The 19,054-nt window shown below is 67.1% G+C and carries 9 protein-coding genes and 1 pseudogene; 4 read left to right on the top strand and 6 right to left on the bottom strand.

The window, feature by feature from the left end:
- Positions 1 to 135 precede the first annotated feature (135 nt).
- Positions 136 to 1,020 carry a septum formation family protein gene (locus IPT68_RS22360; protein ID WP_189700921.1) on the top strand — a complete coding sequence of 295 codons (885 nt, stop codon included), beginning with the start codon at positions 136 to 138 and terminating at the stop codon, positions 1,018 to 1,020.
- A 415-nt stretch (positions 1,021 to 1,435) separates the two neighbouring features.
- Here IPT68_RS22360 and IPT68_RS22355 read toward each other — a convergent pair.
- From IPT68_RS22355 to IPT68_RS22325, 6 genes and pseudogenes are all read right to left on the bottom strand, one after another.
- Positions 1,436 to 1,959, bottom strand: a pseudogene (locus IPT68_RS22355) (transposase).
- Between the two features lie 412 nt (positions 1,960 to 2,371).
- Positions 2,372 to 2,866, bottom strand: a complete 495-nt coding sequence (locus IPT68_RS22345; protein WP_189700924.1) for an Imm21 family immunity protein — start codon at positions 2,864 to 2,866, stop codon at positions 2,372 to 2,374.
- A 16-nt stretch (positions 2,867 to 2,882) separates the two neighbouring features.
- Entirely contained in the window at positions 2,883 to 3,392 is a 510-nt protein-coding gene (locus IPT68_RS22340) for a hypothetical protein (RefSeq protein WP_189700925.1), read from the bottom strand.
- A gap of 13 nt (positions 3,393 to 3,405) precedes the next feature.
- Positions 3,406 to 3,825: an Imm21 family immunity protein gene (locus tag IPT68_RS35050; protein ID WP_189700926.1), complete on the bottom strand. Its 420-nt coding sequence runs from the start codon at positions 3,823 to 3,825 to the stop codon at positions 3,406 to 3,408.
- A gap of 359 nt (positions 3,826 to 4,184) precedes the next feature.
- The gene (locus IPT68_RS22330; RefSeq protein ID WP_189700927.1) at positions 4,185 to 4,859 is read right to left on the bottom strand and encodes a hypothetical protein; all 675 of its coding nucleotides are present in this window, start codon (positions 4,857 to 4,859) and stop codon (positions 4,185 to 4,187) included.
- Positions 4,860 to 4,877: 18 nt separating this feature from the next.
- The gene (locus IPT68_RS22325) at positions 4,878 to 13,889 is read right to left on the bottom strand and encodes a golvesin C-terminal-like domain-containing protein (protein ID WP_228039807.1); all 9,012 of its coding nucleotides are present in this window, start codon (positions 13,887 to 13,889) and stop codon (positions 4,878 to 4,880) included.
- A 466-nt stretch (positions 13,890 to 14,355) separates the two neighbouring features.
- Here IPT68_RS22325 and IPT68_RS22320 point away from each other — a divergent pair, with 466 nt between their 5' ends.
- The 3 genes from IPT68_RS22320 (at position 14,356) to IPT68_RS22310 (ending at position 18,999) form a co-directional block, all read left to right on the top strand.
- Complete coding sequence (locus tag IPT68_RS22320; protein WP_228039806.1) at positions 14,356 to 14,934, top strand: hypothetical protein; 579 nt, start codon at positions 14,356 to 14,358, stop codon at positions 14,932 to 14,934.
- A gap of 233 nt (positions 14,935 to 15,167) precedes the next feature.
- Positions 15,168 to 16,094: a L,D-transpeptidase family protein gene (locus IPT68_RS22315; RefSeq protein WP_189700928.1), complete on the top strand. Its 927-nt coding sequence runs from the start codon at positions 15,168 to 15,170 to the stop codon at positions 16,092 to 16,094.
- Between the two features lie 250 nt (positions 16,095 to 16,344).
- A complete protein-coding gene (locus IPT68_RS22310; RefSeq protein ID WP_228039805.1) occupies positions 16,345 to 18,999 on the top strand; it encodes an FG-GAP-like repeat-containing protein in 2,655 nt (884 codons plus the stop codon).
- Positions 19,000 to 19,054: the final 55 nt, after the last annotated feature.

The raw sequence follows: 19,054 nt of genomic DNA, 5'->3' as shown, positions 1-19,054 counted from the left end.
CGGCACTTGCCGTACACCCCTGCTGGTGAGCAAACCCCTGCTGGTGGGCGGAAACCCTCGCACAGTCCCGTCACAGGAGTGGCATACGATGCGCACGCCACCCCCATAAAGTTCCCATAAGAGGATGTACACGCCATGGCAACTCGTGCCCCACGCCGTCCGGTTCGCCGCATATCTGCCGTCGTCGCCCTGCTCGCGATCGGCGCGGTGGGGTGCTCGGAAGTCTCGGACGCCGTGGACGGCGCCAAGGACAGCGCGAAGAAGGCGGCCCGCCAGCGCTCGGTGTTCTCGCTGAACATCGGTGACTGCTACAACCCGAACAGCAAGGGCGAGGGCGAGGAGGTCCTCGTCGAGATCGTGCCCTGCGCCGAGGCGCACACGGCGCAGGTCGTCGGCGAATTCACGATCGACGAGGAGAAGGCGTACCCCGGCGACGACGCGGTCTCGACCGTCGCCGACGAGCGATGCCCGGCCGAGGCGGAGAAGTCCGCCCCGGACACCTGGGCGCTCCCCAAGGGGGTCGCCCTGTTCTACTACACCCCGACCAAGGAGAGCTGGGCGACGGGTGACCGCGCCGTGAGCTGCACCTACACCAAGGAGTCGGGCAAGTTCACCGGCTCACTGGACGCGAAGTCACTGAAGCCCGAGCAGACCGCGTACCTGAAGGGTGCGAACGCCGTCTACGACGCTCTGTGGTCGAACCAGTCCGAGGAGGATTACGTCGAGGACGACCTGGAGGGCTACAAGGCACAGGCCAAGGCCGTCGCGGCGGCCCTGGACGCACACCTCGAGGGCCTGAACGGCATCCAGGGCACGGAGGTCGGCAAGCTGCGCGAGCAGCTGACGAAGACCGCCGAAGAGTGGAAGACAGCCGCGAACGCGGCGGACGCCGACGCCTTCTACATCGCCTACGACCCGGCCTTCACCGGCATCGACCCGAACAAGACGGTCGCCGCCCGCAAGGAACTGGGCCTGGCCACCACCGTCCCGGCCGACGAGGCCGAGGTCTGGGCGAGCTGACACCCTGCGAACAGCGCGGGGCCGATCCCATAAAGGGCCCGGCCCCGCCACGCCGGGCAGGCCACCCCGACCCAGCTCGCCCGCCCAGTCCGGGCTATTGGAAGATCGAAATCCTGCACGCGTTCGCGACACCACCTTCGCCGAGACGCCTCCCATCCACGGACCGGCAACGCTGCCCCCGCAATGGCCACGTGGCGCAATCTCGCCATCGGTGCCCTCCGGGCAGCCGGAGGGCACCGACATCGCGGCCGGCCTCCGTCGCAACGCCCGCGACCCCGCTGCCCCCTCACGCTCCTCGGCCTCAGATGATGGTGACATCGAGGTCACGCAGCCACGCCTAAGCGGTCCCCCCTGCGCAGACCTCGGCCTGCCGCCGGGGATCCCGTCCCCCACAACCTGAGCCACATCCAACGGATCAGTCGAACCCGCCCACCATGCCGCCCCACATCGAATGATCGGTCGCGAGGGGTCCAACTCGCGGAACCCTTGCCGCACGGTGCGGCAAAGGCTCCGATACGGCGCAGAAAGGTCCGGCATGGGCTCCCGGGAACCGGCTGCGCTCGCGCGGCACCCCGGCCTCCCTGCAGCGCACCGCCTGTCCGGCCCACAGCCTGCCCAGGTACAGCGCGAAGTCGATCAGCGCGCGGCCGTACGGTGTGACGTAGGCCAAGAACACGGCGACCTGACAGTTCTCTGTCTGCCCGGTGATCCCTGCGTATTGCGGGGCGCCCCCGACCGACTTGTCGCCCTTCTTCAAGAAGGCGGTCTCGTCCAGCACAGCACCGCTTCCGGGTCTCCGAGGTGTTCCACGGTGAACTCCCGTACTTGGTCGCGCAGTTGACTCCAGCTCCAGGTTGTCTTGCGCAGCAGGTTCTTGACCTTGTCCGGCGCAGTGTGCCCGAGATACGCAGCGATCTGCCAGGTGTTCTTCCGCTCCACAGGGGCCAACAGGGCCTTGAGATACGCCCGCGCTGTCAGCCGCGGCTCCACCCGGCACCACAACCCGGCGAGCAGCGCGAAGAAATCCTCGAACCACCCATCCCACTGCTCGACATCCCGATGCACGTCCTCCACCTACGGCTCAACGCGTCACACGGCCAGCAGACACGAAGCTCCCCTGTAGTACCAGGCCGGATTCCCCCGCGCCCGAAACTCAAGCGCGAGCGCAAGGCGTGGAAAGTCCGGCTTCGATCTTATGACAGCCCCATACTGAAGCGACTCCACGATTTCAAGCTCAGAGGAACCTCCACCCCCAGGTGATTCACCCCCAATCAATTGACCACCCCAGCACACTACGAGAAGCCCCGCCGGGGAGCGGCGGGGCTTCTCATTTCAATGACTACGAGGCTGGCTACGGCACCCGATCCAACCTGTGGACTCGCGCACACGTACCGGTTTTCGACTCGATGTCCGCGGTCCTCACTTGATAGACCGCGGGCTCGATCTCCACCAGCAGGAGTTCGCCTGCACGAGCCTCTGCGCCGGGCAAAGCCGCATCGAAAACGGCAAGCCGACCCGTCACGTTGAGCATCGGGCCGTCCACCCAGTCGTCCACAGTTCCGATACCTCCACGTACAACCTCGACGAATCGAGAATCACTGGAGGCAGCGATCCATTGGACGATGGCGCAGAACTCCCCCATGAAGGCCGTTGGAGCGGGGATGTCGTTGATCACGAGTGCCGTCTCAGTCGCCGACGGCACTCCGAACCTGACCAGTCCAGCAAAGCCCTGGACCTCACAAGCCTCCTCGTAATCAGAGTTCGTATAGCCGCCCCAAAGGTGTTTCAGCGATGCCTCCACGACAACCATCGGCCCCCCTTCCGACTCGACCCATGTGAGATCCACGGCTCACTCGCCTCCTTTACAGTCCCATTTCCTTGGCTATGCGCTCATAACTCGGCAGCATGACAGGCGCCAACTGCCTTGCCCATCCGGCCTGCTTCCGACTGCAGTCGATGCACTGCGAATAGAGCCGCTGCGGAAAGCCGTCCGGCACCCACGAACTGATGGGCTGGTGGTCAGGAACGTACCCCTTCTTGGAACCGAAGGGGAAGATGATTCCGCAGGTGTGGCATCCGAACCGACTGCCGATCTCATTGATCTGGTCCCTCTCGCCACCAGGAGACTCGTCAAACTTCTGAGACTTGCTCCGCGCCGGGATGGATTCGGCCGCGTACGGGCCAATCGGGCACACCGCCTCGGGATCAGTACGGTCCCGCTTGGCATTGTGCACCAGGACCGGTGCATTGCCAGCCAGCACAAAGTAGGTGTGTTGGCCTTCGACGGTGAGGTTGTGGACCTTTTGGCTACGGTGGGCGTCGTCGATCGCGGTGATCTGGACCCAGGTGCCGGCCGCGGTCTGCAGCCACATGCCCGGCTCGAGGTCACCGGCGTCGGCCCAGGTGCCGAAATCGGGGAGCCAGAAAGGATGCTATCGCCGCATCCATGACTGCAATCCTCCCATCACATTCCAGCACAGGGCCCTCACGCCACACGATGGAATCGAGGTCGACCTCAGAGGCATACCTTCGGATCTCTTCCTCGGAGTTGGAGTAGATCCACTGAACGATCAGTGACCGCGACTCCATGATCGTGGTGCGAAGCGGTTCATCGCCGAGAACCGCAACATTTCTGCCCGGAAATGCGTAACACTCGGAGTGTCCCGCATCTGTCGCATCGATGACTAGATCGTAGTCACCGTTGTAGCCCGTCCACTGGTGAAGTTGCGAGACCGGCGTCAGGAGAAAGGGACCACCGTCCGTCTCCAGCCACCGGCTCCCCTCACTCGTTGGCCATTGCGTCATAAAGGCCCCTCATTACGTTCTTCAGTCGACCGGCCCGACCGCCCTGTCGGTTGCTGCACGGACGGCACTGCGGGTATAGCCGCTGAGGAGTGCCATCCGGAACCCAAGAGCTGATTGGCTGGTGATCCGGAACGAAACTGCCGTTGCCGCCCGGATCGAGCGTTCCACAAGTGTGGCAGCCGAAGGGCCGGCTGCCGCGCAAACGGCAGCCGGCCCTCGGCTATCGGGGTCCCGGTCCTCCAGTCACCCTTCGGTCCACGAGTAGTCGCTGAACAGCGAGTCGAACTCGTCGACAGCGGCCGCACCGGTGGCTCCGGTGCGGCCGCATGGCATTTCCCTGGGTGCGCTGGATCAGAGCGCTACTCAGCCAGCCCCATCCGACGGAGTTCACTCAGCTCCGACACCCACTGGTCGAAATTCTTCGACCGGCGCGGTGCCACAGCAACGATCGAGTCCCAAGGGCTCACCTCGAATCGACCGGCGGCGATTCCCGCGTACACCGGCAATTCCGAGAGGTCCACCCTTGAGAAGCTCTCCCGCCGCAGCAGGAACTGCGTCTCCTCGTCCCGGCGAATCAGTTCGCCCGGCACGTAATAGAAATCCGCGTCACTGAACTTCGCCTCCCGGATGTCGAGCGCCCATTCCACCTCCTGATAGATGGCACGCATCGCCGCCGTGAAGCTCTTCTGCACCTCTTCCGCCAGGGCATAGTTGGGAGGAGTCGTCATCACTCTTCCGCGGATGTTCCCTCGCAGGGTGACACGTTCGAAGACACATGCCTCCAGGTGCAGACCTCCGGCGACCGAAAGGTCCTCGACCAGAACATCCCGGAAGAGAACACCGTGGGCACTGCAGTTGTCCAACCTGCATCGCCGGGCCTCAACGCCTTGGACGACGAGCCCGAACCCCGGGTCGTCGAACTGGGCGATGCCCGACCCCACACAAGTGCAGCGGGAGAGACTGGCGTCGCCCAGAACCCTGGACCCTCCGATGATCTTCTGATGCCGGAAAGTAGCGGCATTCACCTGTTCCATGAATGGCATGCTGCCACCTCAGCCGAAGATGTCATCGACGTAGCTGTCGGCCACTGTCGGGTAGTCCAGAATCTGACCGCGACTGTCGATGTAGTCACGCCGGAGATGGTCCGCGATTGCCGTGGCACTGCCACCCGTGACATCGATGTTCACGACGTCCGTACCATCCTGGATGGTGAAGTCGGGAACCGACTGTCCGGGAGCGGACGTACCCATGTGCCGGATGTTCGGGTCCGCGAACACAGCGGGATTGTTCGCCGCGGCCTTCTCGATGTCACTACCGATGAACATCCTCTTGAGGAAGGGGAGCTTCTTGCCAGCGGCGATCTGCGCGGGGCTGAGACTGGTCTTCACGGCACTCGCGGGCCGCGCCGCCGCCTGGGCCACGGCATCCTTGAGCCGCTTGTAACTGGCCTTGCCAGCTGCCGTCTTGCAGACCTCGGCGGCGTTGTCGTTGTGGACGAGAACCGACGAGTCTCCTGCCAGCACGTAGTACGTGTGCTGGCCGTCGACGGTGAGGTTGTGGACCTTCTGGCTGCGGTGGGCGTTGTCGATTGCGGTGATCTGGACCCAGGTGCCGGCCGCGGTCTGCAGCCACATCCCCGGTTCGAGTTCACCGGCCTCGGCCCAGCGGCCGTAGTCCGGCAGCCAGAAGGGGTGGTTGGCCGTGGCCGTGATGGTGCTGGGCTTGGCCTTGCCGTCCTTGCTGTCGGGGTCGATGGTCAGGGTGACCAGGTGCTTCACGCCGTCACCGGTGATGGTGTCGGTGACCGGGCGGGCCTGCAGGTCGCCGGTCTCAGGGTCGGAGGCCAGGACCCACTCGCCCTGCTTGACGTCCTCGATGGCCTTGGTGGATCCGTCGGCCATCAGGACCTTGGTGCCGGGGACGAAGCTGTTCTTCTTCTTGCTCCCCTTCTTGCACTGGCCGGCCTGCTTCGTGGGCTTCTTGTCCTTGGGCTTGGCGTGCTTGCCCCCGCCCTTCTTGCCCCCGCCCTTTGCAGTCTTGGTCTTCTTGCTCGTCTTGCTGCCGCTCCTGACGGCGTCGACGGCCTTCGCACCCTTCTTGGCGTACTTGGCCGCCGTGGCGGCGGCGCCGATGCCCGGTACCGCCGCCGCCATCGACAGCGCGGCATCCGCGTAGTTGCCCTCGGCCGCGTACCAGATGCCGTTGGCGACGTCCGCCGCCTCGCCGATCACCGGGACCATGCCCGCCACGTCCAACGCGGCGTGGCCCACGTCGGACAGGGAGACGTCGAGACCGAAGAGGTGACCGTCCAGCTCCACGAACGAGATCGGGTTGCCGCCCGCGAACGCGTACCGGTTGCCGGTGTACGGGTCGGTGGCCAGGGACATGTCGTCCAGGGCGCCGCCGTACATGTCACGGGTCAGGAACCGGTTCAGGCCCGGGGAGTAGTTCCGAAAGCCCATGTCGTAGGTGCCGGAACCGTCGTCGTACCGCTGCGCATTGAAGCGGTACTCGTTGTACGCCTCCTTGTCGGGGTTCTGCGCGTCCGGCTTGTCGGCACCGGTGAACTGCTTGTCGTCGTCCGAGCCGTACGCCGTGTAGCCGTAGGTCGCACGCGTGGTGCCGTCCGTCTTGGTGATCGCCTCCACGTCACCCTTGGGGTGGTAGAGGAACTGCGAGTACTCCTTCGTGCCGTCGGTGTTGTGCTTGATCTGGGTCAGCTTCTGGCCCCACGGCGAGTACTGGTAGGACTTGGTCGCCTTGCCGGCGACCTCCTCCCGCAGCACCTTGTCCTCCATGCCCAGGTAGGTGAAGAGCGTGGTCTTCCCCGTCGTCCCGGACGTGGTCTGCGAGGCGGTGCGGTCGAAGGCGTCGTACACGTACGTCGTCGTCTTCGCCGACGCACCCGTGCCGCCCGTGTGCTTGGCGATGCGGTCGAAGCCGTCGTAGGTGTACTTCTCCTGCGTGGAGCCGTTGGACGACACCGTGTCCAGGCGGCCCAGCGGGTCGTAGTTGTACGTCGAGGCGACACCCGACGTGGTCGTCTTCAGCAGCCGGTTGCGGTCGTACGTCGAGGTCGTGATGACCTCGCTGCCCGCCGCACCGATCTTCTGCTCGACGATGTTGGAGTTGCCGTCGTAGAAGTACTCCTCCGTGCCCGCCGCATCCCCGGTCTTGGTGACCTTCTGGATGCGGTCCTGCGGGTCGTAGGCGAACGTCGAGACGGTGTTCAGGTAGGTCGCCGAGTTGTCGGCGTTCATGACCTTCGCGGTGTCCTTGGAGCGGTTCCCGTTCGGGTCGTACTCCAGGTCGTGCTGGGCCACCACGGTGGTCCCGTCCGCCTTCTTCTCGACCTGCTGCTTCACCGCGCCGTTGAGCCAGTAGGCGTAGTCGACCGTGTTGCCGTTGGGCTTGGTCTGCTTCAGCGGCTGGCCGCGGTCGGTGTAGGTGAAGGTCGTGATCTGTTCGTTGCCGGCCCCGGGTGAGTCCGCGTTGGTGATCCGCCAGATCATGTCCCGGACGTCGTACTCCGCCTTCGACCACGTCACGTCGTGCGTGGTGGTCAGCGGGTTGCCGTTGGCGTCGTAGGTCAGCGAGGTCGTGTTCTTGACCGTGCTGCCCAGCTTCTCCTCGACCTTCGACAGCTGGTCGAGCTCGTCGTAGGACATCGTGTACGTGTCGGCCTTGGCCCCCGGCGAGAGGTCCTTGACCTCCGTCAGCAAGCTGTTGGCGTCGTACTTGTACGTGAAGTCCTTGCGCTCGTTGTCGGTCTCACCCGTGTTGGAGCGCACCAGCTTGATCGCGTCGGCGATCACCGTGCCGTTGGCGGCGTCGGTCAGGGTGACCTTCTGCGTGCCGGACTCGGTGAAGGTGTACGAGCCGACCGAGATCCATGTGTTTGAACCCGTGGCCTGGTTGACCGTCTTGGTCACCGTGCCCGACGAGTGCGTGATCTGGAACTTCGCGTCGGTGGCCGCGCCGGTCACGTCACCGTGCCGGACGAAGACCTCGTACGTGCCGTCCTGCGGGATGTTCAGCTGCCAGGTGAACGTGTCCGCGCCGGTGCCCGCACCGTTGGTGCGGACGTCGTAGCCCCACTGGCCCATGGCCTGGGAGGGACTCCAGCTGCCCTGTTCGGCCGCGTTGTTGACATCCGAGGAGTCGACGACCACGACCTGGTTGCCCACCGGGATACCGTCGTCGCCGCGCGCCTTCTGGTTGCCCGAGGGGTAGAAGTCCCACGTCATCGTCCGCTGCGAGGAGCCGCCGGCCGAGATGAGCGTGTTCTTCGTCTGCTGGCCCAGGACGTTGTAGTCGTACTTCGTCGTGATGCCGAAGCCGTCCGTGGCCGACTTGGTCCAGCCGTTGTCGTAGTACTCGTACGACGTGACGTTGCGGACACTCTGGCCCTGCGACGGCGGAGCGGAGACCTCCTTCAGCTGACCGACCGAGTCGTAGGTGTAGATCGTGCGGTCCGGCGTGCCGTAGCGGGTGTCGCCCTGCTTGAACGGCGACAGCGTCTCCTTGACCCGGTTCAGCTCGTCGTAGATCTTCTCGGTGGTGTAGTCGGTCGCGTCGCCGGTGGTCTCGACGCCGCGCGGGCTGATCTCCTTCGTCTGGTTGCCGACCTCGTCGTACTGGAACTGGGTCGTCCGGTAGGTGATGGTGCCGGAGCCGTCCTTGGAGTACGGGACCTTGACCTGCTTGGCGAGGCCACGCCGGTCGAAGGTCGTCTCCGTCGTGTTGCCCTCGGCGTCCGTGGCCTGGTCGGTGCGGCCGTCGAGGTCGTAGTGGACGGTGGTGAACTTGCCCGCCGCTTCCGTCGTCTTCACGACCCGGTGGTTCAGGTCGTAGTCGTACTTCGTGGTGAAGTCGTCGGGGTCGGTCGTGGCGTTCTTCTTCGGGTCGACGACCGTGATCAGGTTGCCGACGGTGTCGTAGGTGCTGGAGACCGTGTCGCCCTTGGCGTTGACCACCGAGACCGGCTGGTAGATCTCGTCGTAGGAGTACGTGGTCGTGTAGTCACCGGCCGTGGTGGTCAGCGTGCCCTTGGGCTCGGTGACCGTCTTGACGTTGCCGACCTTGTCGTACGTCGTGACGGTGCGCCGCTCCGGGTCGGTCGTCTCGTCCTTCGGGGCGAGGACGTCGGTCACCTGGTCGGCCGCGTCGTAGACCGAGGAGGTCTCGGCGCCGTTGGGCGCGAACGCCTTGGTGATGTTGTTGTTGGCGTCGTAGACCGGGGCCGGCGTCGTGATGGTCACGCCGGCTTCCTTGGGCTGCGTCTGCGCCAGCGGGCGGCCGAAGTAGTCGTAGTCCTGGGTGACCTTGGCGCCCTTGTCGTTGACGACCTCACGGGTGTTGCCGCGCACGTCGTAGGTGAAGGTCGTGGTCGCCAGCTTGGCGTCCGTGATCTTCGCCGGGTAGCCGTGCGGGCCGTAGTCCGCGTACGTCGTCGAGTTGCCGTTGGCGTCGGTGTCCTTCTTCGGCTGGCCGTACACGTCGTACTCGGTCGTCGACATGTAGTCGCCGGCCGTGGCGGAGGCGACGCCCTCCGGGTCGGTCACGGACGTCTGGTTGCCGAAGGAGTCGTAACCGAACTCCCAGATGTTGCCCAGCGGCGATGTCTTGCGCCACAGGTTGGCCGAGTAGCCGTCCGCGCGCGTCTGGTACTCGTACTTGATGGCGTTCGCCGGGTACTTCGCCGGGTCGCAGTAGTCGGTCTGGTTGAACGACGTCCAACTCTTGGTGACCTCGGCGTCCCACTGGCGCAGCGGGTATCCCGTCTTGGGGTCGTAGCAGTACGCGGTCTTGGCGCCGTTGGCCTCCTCCACGTACGTGACGTTGTTGTCCGCGTCCCAGCTCATCTTTGTGGTCCGGGACTTGGCGTTGGTGGTCTGCACCGGGCGGCCGAAGTCGTCCGTGACGTACTTCGTGGCGTGCGTCTCGGCGTCGGTGACCGTGGTGTCGGTGAACTTCGTGTTCGCGGTGTTCGCCGCGTACGCGAAGCCGGTGTTACCGCCGAGGCGGTCGGTGATGGTCTTCGTCCACCAGTGGTACTTCGGGTCGTCGCCGGCCTGCGGGGCGTAGTACGCCAGCGAGGTGCCGTTGCCACGCGGGTCGGTGGCCGTGACCAGCTTGACGTTCTTGTTGCCCTGGGTGGCGTCGTACGTGAACTTGAACACCTTCGGCTGGGACGAGCCGTCGCCGTCGGTGAACTGACCGAGCAGGCCCTTCGTCGTGTAGAAGAAGGAGATCTTCCGGCCCGAGATGTCCGTGACCGACTTGACGTGATCGTAGATCTTCGAGTTGGTCAGGTTGCTGCCGGTGGCCTTGGCGCCCGTGTCGTCGATGTAGTCGTAGGTCGCGTCGCCCTTCTTGTAGTAGTCGATCCGCAGCGACTGCCTACCAGCCGGGTCGGTGATGTACGTGAGGAACTTGGTCGGCTTGTTGTTGGACTTGCGCTCCTCGTACGTGTACGTCTGCGTGTTGCCGTCGTTGTCGACGATCGACGTCATGTAGCCGTCGCAGCCGAAGAGGAAGCGCGTGCCGTCCGGGCGCAACAGCGTCCAGGCATCCGGGGTGTTGTCCTTGTCCGGCGTGCACTGGGTGCCGGTCTTGAACGACAGCTTGAAGTGGACGCCCGCCGGCGCCTTCCACACGCTGTTGGTGGCGTCCCAGCGGAAGACGTGGGTCGTACCGTCACCATCTGGGAGGCGGACCTCGGTCGGGTTCGGGTTCGGGTGGAAGTCCAGCGGAGCGCCGAGACGCAGCGGCCCGGCGGCCTGGCCCGACCAGCCGTGTCCGAGCACGGTGTCCGAGGTGTCCAGCGAGTTGTAGGCGACGCGGAAGAAGGTGTTGACTCCGCGGCCCGGGTTGTTGATGGCGTTGTACGACCACACCGAGTTGCCCGACGCCAGGTTGTTCATCACCGTCGACCCGGCCCCGGTGTTCTTCCCCGTGTAGGAGTAGAACTTCTCCAGGCCCAGCGCGTTGGACGTCGGGTCCTCCACCGCCACGTTCTGCTTCAGTGACGGGATGCCGCCGGTACCGGCGGACAGCCAGGTGCCGTCGGCGACCTTCCTGACGTCCCAGCCGAGCACGTACTCGGTGCGCTTGCTGCCCGAGTCCGAGTTGATCGGCGTCTTGACCTGCGCCTGGATCGTCGCCGACTGGCCCGGCGACAGCGCCGGGATCGCCGTGGACAGCTGGTTGCCGCCGGTGGTCACGTCCGTGCCGTCCGGAAGCTTCCAGGTGTACGACAGCTGCCGCTCACCGCTCGCCCAGGCAGAGCTCGTCGTGTTGGTGACCGTGAACTGCACCGTGTACGTCGAGTTCGGGGTCATGCGCGCCGGGGTCTGCGGCGCGTAGTACGTGTCCTCGGTGGTGGAGTCGACGTAGATCACCCGCAGTAGCGGGCCGAGCTGCTGGTCGGAGGTCTCCGAGGCCAGGAACACCGTCCGTTCCTGCGGTCCGGTGCTGCTCTCGTCCTTCAGCCTGACCATCGCGCCCTTGTTGGACGTCGGGGTCTTCACCCAGCCCTGGGTCAGCGACGTGGCGTCCCACCAGTGCCGGCCCACCTCGGAGACCTGGGCGACGGTGTCCGAGACCGTCGAGGAGAAGTCACCGCCGGCCGCCGTCCACGCCGTGCCGGTGGCGGCGCTGTTCCAGGTGGCCTGGGTTTCGTTGAAGTCCCTGGTCAAGCCGCGGAGTTCGTAGATCGCGCCGTCGGTGTCGGTGGTGGTCTCCGCACCCCACATGAACAGCCGGGATTCCAGCACCGTGGCGGTGGTGGGCAGGTCGGCGGTGGGGAACTTCATCACCGCGCGGGTCTTGCCGTACGTGGGCGAGTTGTTGCCCACCGTCAGCCAGTTCTGGCCCGCACCCGCCGAACTGATGGTGTCCAGGTTGGTGGTCGGCGTCGTGGACGACAGCGTGGTGTCCGTGATGCCGGCCGCGGTGCCTTGGAGCAGCTTCATCGTGCGGCCGGCCTTCGGCACTCCCACGATGCGGGTGGGCGAGCCCAGCAGCTGGCCGTCGGTCGTCTTCACCGCGATCTGGTAGTAGTACGACCGCCCGATCTCCACCGATGACGAATCCGGCGTCGGCGTCGCGGTGGTGTCGGTGTACGTCGTCGCCGTCTTGTCGATCGGCGCCACCAGCGTGGCCGCGGACGGCGTGAACGCCTGCTGCGTGGAGCGGTGCAGCTGGTACTCGGCGATGTTCAGGTTGGCATCGCCGGTGGTGTTGGAGTACGCCTTCCAGGACAGCTCCGGACCCGTGCCGTGGATCACCGTCGGGGAGTTCAGCGTGGTGCCGACCTTGCCGTAGGTGACCGTGAGCCGCGGGATCGTGGAGGTCTCGCCGCCGTAGTCGCCGTCGCCGGACTCGTAGCGAGGGCCGCCTAGGGGGTTGTTCGCCTCGTCGGTCGCCTTCAGCACGAAGCCGTGGTTGACGGCCGTGCCGTTCACCCACTTCTGCACCGTGTCGCCGACCGGGAAGCTGTGCCAGCGGTTGTACTGACCCGCCTGCTTGGTGATCTTCGCGGGGTCGACCAGACGCACCGCGTCCGCGATCAGCGCCTGGCTGGTCGGCACGCTGGTGTCCTTGAGCTCGACCTTGTACGCGCCGCCCTTGTTGAAGCTCAGCTCGTTGGTGTCGCCGCCCAGGGACGTCCACACGCCACCGGAGCCGGTGGTCTGGTTGACGTTGTAGGTGCTGGTGACGCCGCCGGCCGCGGTCACCGTGTAGGGGGCGGCGGTGGCCCGGTTGGCGCCCTGCACGTAGTGCGCGTCGACCCGGTAGGTGGCCGTCTCCGGCACCCGCACGGGCCAGGTGAAGGAGTCGCCGGTGATCGAGTCGAGGTTGTAGCGGAAGGTGTCGCCGACCGCGTTGGTCGTCGCTGCCGAGGTCGGCCAGGCACCGACGGCCGCAGTTCCCGTGTCCTCGTCGTCGACCTGGACCGTCGTGGCGGACTGCTCGCCCACCAGACTGCTGGTGTTGGACCAGGTCGCCGTCGTCTCGTCCCACGCACCCGTGGCCCGGTACACGCCGATCTGGGTGGCCGTGGTGGCCGTGGTGTGCGCCTGGTCGAAGTACATCTCCAGCCGCGCTGAGTCGATCTTCGTGCCCGCCGGGATCTCGTCCAGCGGGAACTTGATCAGTGAGCGGGAGTTCGCCGTTGCGGAGGTGCGGCCCGCCGACAGCTTCCAGGTGGTGTTGAAGTTCGTCGCCGGCTGGTCCGACAGCACCATCGTGTCCTGGGACTGCGACGGTGACGGGGCGATCGTGATCGTCGGGTCGATCACCACCGGGTACTGACGGTCCTTCGACGCCAGCCACTTCGCGTCCGGAGTGACGGTGAGCTTCCAGGACTTGCCGTCCCTGGTGAGCTTCTGCGTGACCTTGGTGCTGTAGGTCCTACCGTAGACGGAGGCGTCCGCCTTCTTCGCGTCCGTCATGTACGGCGCCGGGATCACCATCACCGGTGTGTTCGGCAGCTCGCCGTACAGCGCGACCGAACCGTCCTTGCGGGCTTTCGGTATCAGCCCGTCGGTGTCCAGCGTGAACGTGAACTTCAGCGGGCCGTCCGGGCGTTCGGCGAGGGTGATGTTCTCCTTCACCCGGCCCGGGCCGACCACGTACTCCAGATCCGCGCCCTCGACCGCGTCGTCGTACGTGACCGTGGAGCCCTTGGCCTTCGGCTTCAGGCCCTTGTCCACGCCGTCGAGGCCCAGGGTGACCGAGCGTCCGTCCGGCGAGCGGAAGCGCACCAGCCGGTCCGCGTCCGTGCCGAACCAGCTGCGGCCCTCGTTCGTCGTGTTGGCGAACTCGAAGCCCTTCGTCTGAGACGGGCGGACCGTCGTGTCGATCGACTTCCAGGACGCCTTCTTGCCCGACCCGGAACGGTACGAGGTCGCCGCCGCCGACAGCTCCGCTTCGACCCGCCCGTCCGACATCTGCCAGAACCGGGCGTTCGACGTCCGTTTTCCTGTCAGTTCCCGAACGCGCTTGGCCTTCGGGTCACTCTTGGGCCAGGAAACCTTCTCCCGGTCCGCGATCCCCAATTCGTCATGGGACGGCGGCTTGTCCAATCCGCCGCTATCATCTCCGTCATCCGCGAACCAGCTTTTGACGGTGTCGACAATCCCCTTGCCGTCACCCTCATCAGCGGGCGCCGCATACGCGACCTGAGGCAACGCGGTACTCGTCACCGCAGCTACCACCAGGCACGCCACCAGCCTGCCCAACCTGGGTCTCACGCCAAACCTTTCCTGTTGCGTCATGGCATAAACATGCCGCCGGAAATCACCCCACCCCGCGGAAAAACGAGCCCGTGGACAGGGGCGCCAGGTTTCTACGCATCTCACTGACATGCTGTCAAGCGAGTAAGCATCAGGGGCAGTTGGCAGCAAAGGGGACACGAGGAGTCCGATATTTCCGGTCGCTGGCGCTCAGCCCGCAGGATCATGTATAACCGCCCGGCTGCAACCCGAGAACGGGGCCATTCTGCGTTTGGGGAGGGATCAGAGCGTGCGCGGCAGAACCCAGGATTCCGATACGGAAAAGCCCGAACTGGACGAGGCGGATTCGAGCCCCGAGGAATCGGCGGGCTCCACCGCCGAAGACTCGGCGGACATACGGGCGGACACTCCGGCCGACAAACCGGCGGACAAACCGGCGGACAAACCGGCGGACAGGAAACGCACCGGCGACCGCGCCGGCCTGCTCCTCGCCGGCGCCGCGCTGTCCGCCTGCGGTGGCCTCGTCCTTTACGGCGTACTCGGCCCGGGCGAGGACGACGCAAAGCCGGAACACCGCACCCCCACCGCCGCGGTGACCTACGAGGTGACCGGCCAGGGCACGGCCGACATCACCTACCAGGCCCGCAGCGAATCCGGCGAGGCCGTCGTGGTCAAGGCGGCCGCGCTGCCCTGGCGCAAGACCGTGGACGTCCCGCTCGGCAAGGAGCCGATTGTCAGCATCGTTCTCGGCGAGCAGGGCGGCCAGGCCCGGTGCGCCCTGGCCGTCCGGGGCAAGCATGTCCGAAGCGCCACCGCCACCGGCGTCTTCGGCCGTGCCACCTGCTCGGGCGTCCTGCCCCGAACTTGATTTCCCGACGCGGCAGTTCGCCCCCGGACGAGCTTTTCACCACCCCACTTGTCACCGATCGGGCCGCTCCAGCCACACCCCGAGCCGATTGTCCATGACCCCTCACGGACCGTGCGGCACACGCCCGCGCGGTCCCCCTCGCCATGCCGTCCGCCGGCCCCGTCGGTCGGCCCCGTCCACCACCCGGTCAGGCGGCCACCCCGGCACGCCCCCTCCCTCGTAAGCAACTCAGCATGGAGGCCCTCCCCCGCCAGATACTGCTCACCACCGCTGTCGTCAGCGTGCTGGCGATGGCGTCCGCCTGCGGCGGACAGGACGATTTACAGGCCGCGGCCGGTGACGCGGTCGAGGTGTCGCGGACGTTTGAGGCAAACCCTGCCGACGCCTCCGGCTCGCCGTCGCCGACCGCCTCCGCCTCCGCGTCCAAGTCCGCCGGCCCCTCCGCCTCCGGTGCTGCCTCGGCATCCGCCTCCACGTCGGCCGGCCTCACGGAGGAGGCGGCGGGCGGAACGGGCGCCGGATCCCGCGGCGCGGACACCGCCCCGGCACCCGCCGCACCCGCCGCGCCCGACTTCCCGGTACCGGTGGAGGTGGGCGACGCCACCCAGCTGATCACGGTCAAGGCGAGCGGCTCCTACGCCACCGTCACCGCCCGGGCCAAGCAGTCCTCCGGCTGGAAGGCGCAGTTCAGCACCGGCGCCGCCCGCGTCGGCTCCAACGGCGTGACCGACGGGGCAACCCGTCGCCAGGGCACCTACACCACCCCCACCGGCACCTACACCCTCACCGAGGGTTTCGGGGTCGAGGCGGGTGGCACCGCCATGCCGTACCACGTGGTCACCGACGACGACTGGTGGGTGGAGGACCCCGAGTCGCAGTTCTACAACTCCCTGCGCTGCGAAGCGGGCGCGGACTTCCCGCTCACCGCGTCCGGCGAACGCGGCAGCGAGCACCTCGTCAACTACCCCACCCGGTACGCCAAAGCGCTCGTCATCGACTTCAACCGCCGGCCCGCCACCCCCGGCCGCGGTGCCGGCATCTTCCTGCACGTCAACGGCAACGGCGCGACGGCGGGCTGCGTCCCGGTCCCCCGGGCCACCATGGACCGGATCATGGGCTGGATCACACCGTCCGCCCACCCCCGCATCGCCATCGCCTGAATCGCTCTAAGTGATCTACGTCACGATGCTCTGCCGGGCTGTGACGCTTGCCCGGTGCGACTCGCTGGGGAAAGTGGGCCATCCCTGCGACGGATGTGCCTCAAGTGACTTTCTTCTTCTCTGGCCCTCTGCGGCCTTCTCTGGGGTGGGGTTCATCTTGAATCGCCGTGCTCGACGTACGGGTCGTACGTCGCATGCGTACAAACCGCTCAGCTTCAAAAGACGCGCGTGGTTGACGGTGGGAGCCGTCGTGCTGAGCGGCGCCGGCGTCGTGACGTACGCGATCGCGGAACCGTCCGCGCCCGCCGACGCCAAGCAGGAGAGCCGTAAGCCGTCGATCCACACGCTCAAGCTCGAAGATCGTGGCGCGGGCCGCAAGGGATTGGCGAAGCAGGACACCGACCGCTTCAGCGCGGTCGTGCTGACCTGGAACGAACCCGAGGCGCAGGCCAAGGGAACGCCCGAGGTGCGGACCCGGGACCTGGTGACCGGCGAGTGGTCGGGCTGGCAGAAGCTGGTGCTCGAGCCGAACCAGGCCGACGGAGCCGAGGGCGAGCAGGCCCGCGGCGGCACGGAGTCGGTGTGGACCGGCGACTCCGACGGCATCGAGGTGCGCGTGGTGAACGCGGACGGCGTCGAGGTGGGCGGTCAGCCGGCCGGCATGGACGTCCGGCTGCTGGACCCGGGCACGGACCCGAAGGGCGGCACGCAGCCGGCGGCGTTCGTCGCGGAGACCACGGGGCCGACGACGAGCGAACCGGCGGTTCCGACCGAGACGGTGACGGCGACGGAGACGCCACCGGACACGGGCACACCGACCGACACGGCCGCACCGACGGACACGGCCGCACCGACGGACACGGCCACACCCACCGACCCGGGCACGCCGAGCGGCTCCCCGACGGTGACGCAGTCGCCCAGCGGCTCCCCCTCGACAACCCCGTCGGCCTCTCCCAGCCCGACCGTCCCGGCCCCGCGCCCCTCCACGGTCGTCAAGCCCCCGATCATCACGCAGGCCCAGTGGGGGGCGTCGACGGACTACGACGGCACGCCGAGCTACGGGACCGACATCAGGGCCGCCGTCGTCCACCACACCGGCATCGACGCCGACAACACGCTCTCCTGCGCCGAGACCCCCGCCCGGCTGCGGACCATCCAGCAGGGGCACTTCGCGCAGGGCTACTTCGACATCGGCTACAACTTCGTCGTCGACAAGTGCGGCCAGATCTTCGAGGGCCGCAGCGGCGGCATGGACCTGCCGGTCGTCGGCGCGCACGACGTCGGCTTCAACACCAACACGCTCGGCGTCTCCTACCTCGGCAACTTCGAGTCGGCGAAGCCGACCCGCGCGGCGCTCGACGCGATGGCCCGGCTCATCGCCTGGAAGTTCGGGATGTACGGCGTCGACCCGACCAGCAAGGTCACGCTGACCTCCGGCGCGGCGCTGGGCCTGAGCGGCAACAAGATCCCGCTGGGCACGCAGATCACCCTCCCGCGCGTCTTCGGGCACAAGGACACCAACGCCACCGCCTGCCCGGGCCTCAACCTGTACCCGAAGCTGGGCCTGGTCGCCGCCCTCGCCAAGACCCCGGGCATCTCGCACGCCCTGCCCACCTCCGACTACAACCGCGACGGCATCAGCGACCTGGTCGCCGCCACGCCCAGGGGGAACCGCGTCACGGTGATACCGGGCGGCCTCACCGGCCCCGTCACCTCGAAGAAGGTGGCGCTCACCCAGAACAGCACCGGTGTCCCCGGCACCACCGAGACCGGTGACAGCTTCGGCGCCTCCACCGCCTGGGGTGACGTCAACGGCGACGGCCGCGCCGACCTCGCGATCGGCACGCCCGGCGAGGACGACACCGCCGGCACCGACCGCGGCTCGGTGACCGTGATGTACGGCCCCGGCTTCACCACCGGCTTCTCGTACACCACGTCCGGGGTCACGGCGGCCGGCGCCAGGCTCGGCTCCACCGTCGCCGTCGGCGACTTCAACGGCGACGGCAAGGCGGACGTCTTCTCGGCCGGCACCGGCAGGGGCGGCAACTACAACGTCCGGCTGACCGGCTCGACCACGACGGCGGGCACGATCACCACCGCCACCGGCTCGGTCGGCTGGCTGGACGCCGCGGCCGGCGACTTCAACCGGGACGGCTACGCGGACGTCGCCCTCAACTACCGCGACACCGGCGGCATCGGCCGCGTGGTCCGGTTCGCGGGCTCGGCGAAGGGCCTGACCAAGGCCGGGGTGCTCTCCGTGAAGGGCGGCCGGTCCATCGCGGCCGGCGACTTCAACGCCAACGGCTACGACGACATCGTCATCGGCCAGCCGTCCGCGACCGAGTCCGGGGCGAAGTCGGGCGGCCAGGTGACGATGCTGTTCGGCGCGTCGACCGGCTTCACCACCACCGGCATGCGGGTCGTCCACCAGGACACGACCGGCGTCCCCGACGTCAACGAGACCGGCGACACCCTCGGCCAGTCGGTGTCCGTGGGCGACTACAACGCCGACGGCTACCCGGACGTCCTCGCCGGCGCCCCGGCCGAGGACATCACCCGCAGCGGCGTGGCCCAGGCCAACGCGGGCGGCGCGTTCCTGTTCAAGGGCAGCTCGTCCGGGATCAGCGGCACCGGCGCGCTGTTCGTCTCGCAGGACACCTCCGGCGTCCCGGGCGCGACCGAGAAGAACGACAGGTTCGGCTCGGCCGTCTCGCTCACCGACCTGTCCGGCTACGGACGCGCCGCGCTCACCTTCGGGGCGGAGGGCGAGGACGGCACCGACGGTGTGGTGATGTACATGCCGAGCAACAGCACGGGCCTCGGCTACACGCAGACGGTGATCTACAGCAAGACCACCCTCGGCACGCCGACGGCCGGCTACCTCGGCCAGACGCTGACGCCGTAACGCTCCACCGCTCCCGGGCCGGGGGTCCCGTGCACCGCACGGGACCCCCGGCCGC

The organism is Streptomyces chromofuscus (assembly GCF_015160875.1).
GTDB lineage: Bacteria > Actinomycetota > Actinomycetes > Streptomycetales > Streptomycetaceae > Streptomyces > Streptomyces chromofuscus.
Note: the sequence above shows the minus strand (reverse complement) of the source record. Positions and strands in the feature narration are given on the sequence as shown.

Coding starts and splice junctions, on each gene's coding strand:
- IPT68_RS22360 (WP_189700921.1), top strand. CDS start 136: ATGGCAACTCGTGCCCCACGCCGTCCGGTTCGCCGCATATCTGCCGTC.
- IPT68_RS22340 (WP_189700925.1), bottom strand. CDS start 3,392: ATGTGGCTGCAGACCGCGGCCGGCACCTGGGTCCAGATCACCGCGATC.
- IPT68_RS35050 (WP_189700926.1), bottom strand. CDS start 3,825: ATGACGCAATGGCCAACGAGTGAGGGGAGCCGGTGGCTGGAGACGGAC.
- IPT68_RS22330 (WP_189700927.1), bottom strand. CDS start 4,859: ATGGAACAGGTGAATGCCGCTACTTTCCGGCATCAGAAGATCATCGGA.
- IPT68_RS22315 (WP_189700928.1), top strand. CDS start 15,168: ATGGAGGCCCTCCCCCGCCAGATACTGCTCACCACCGCTGTCGTCAGC.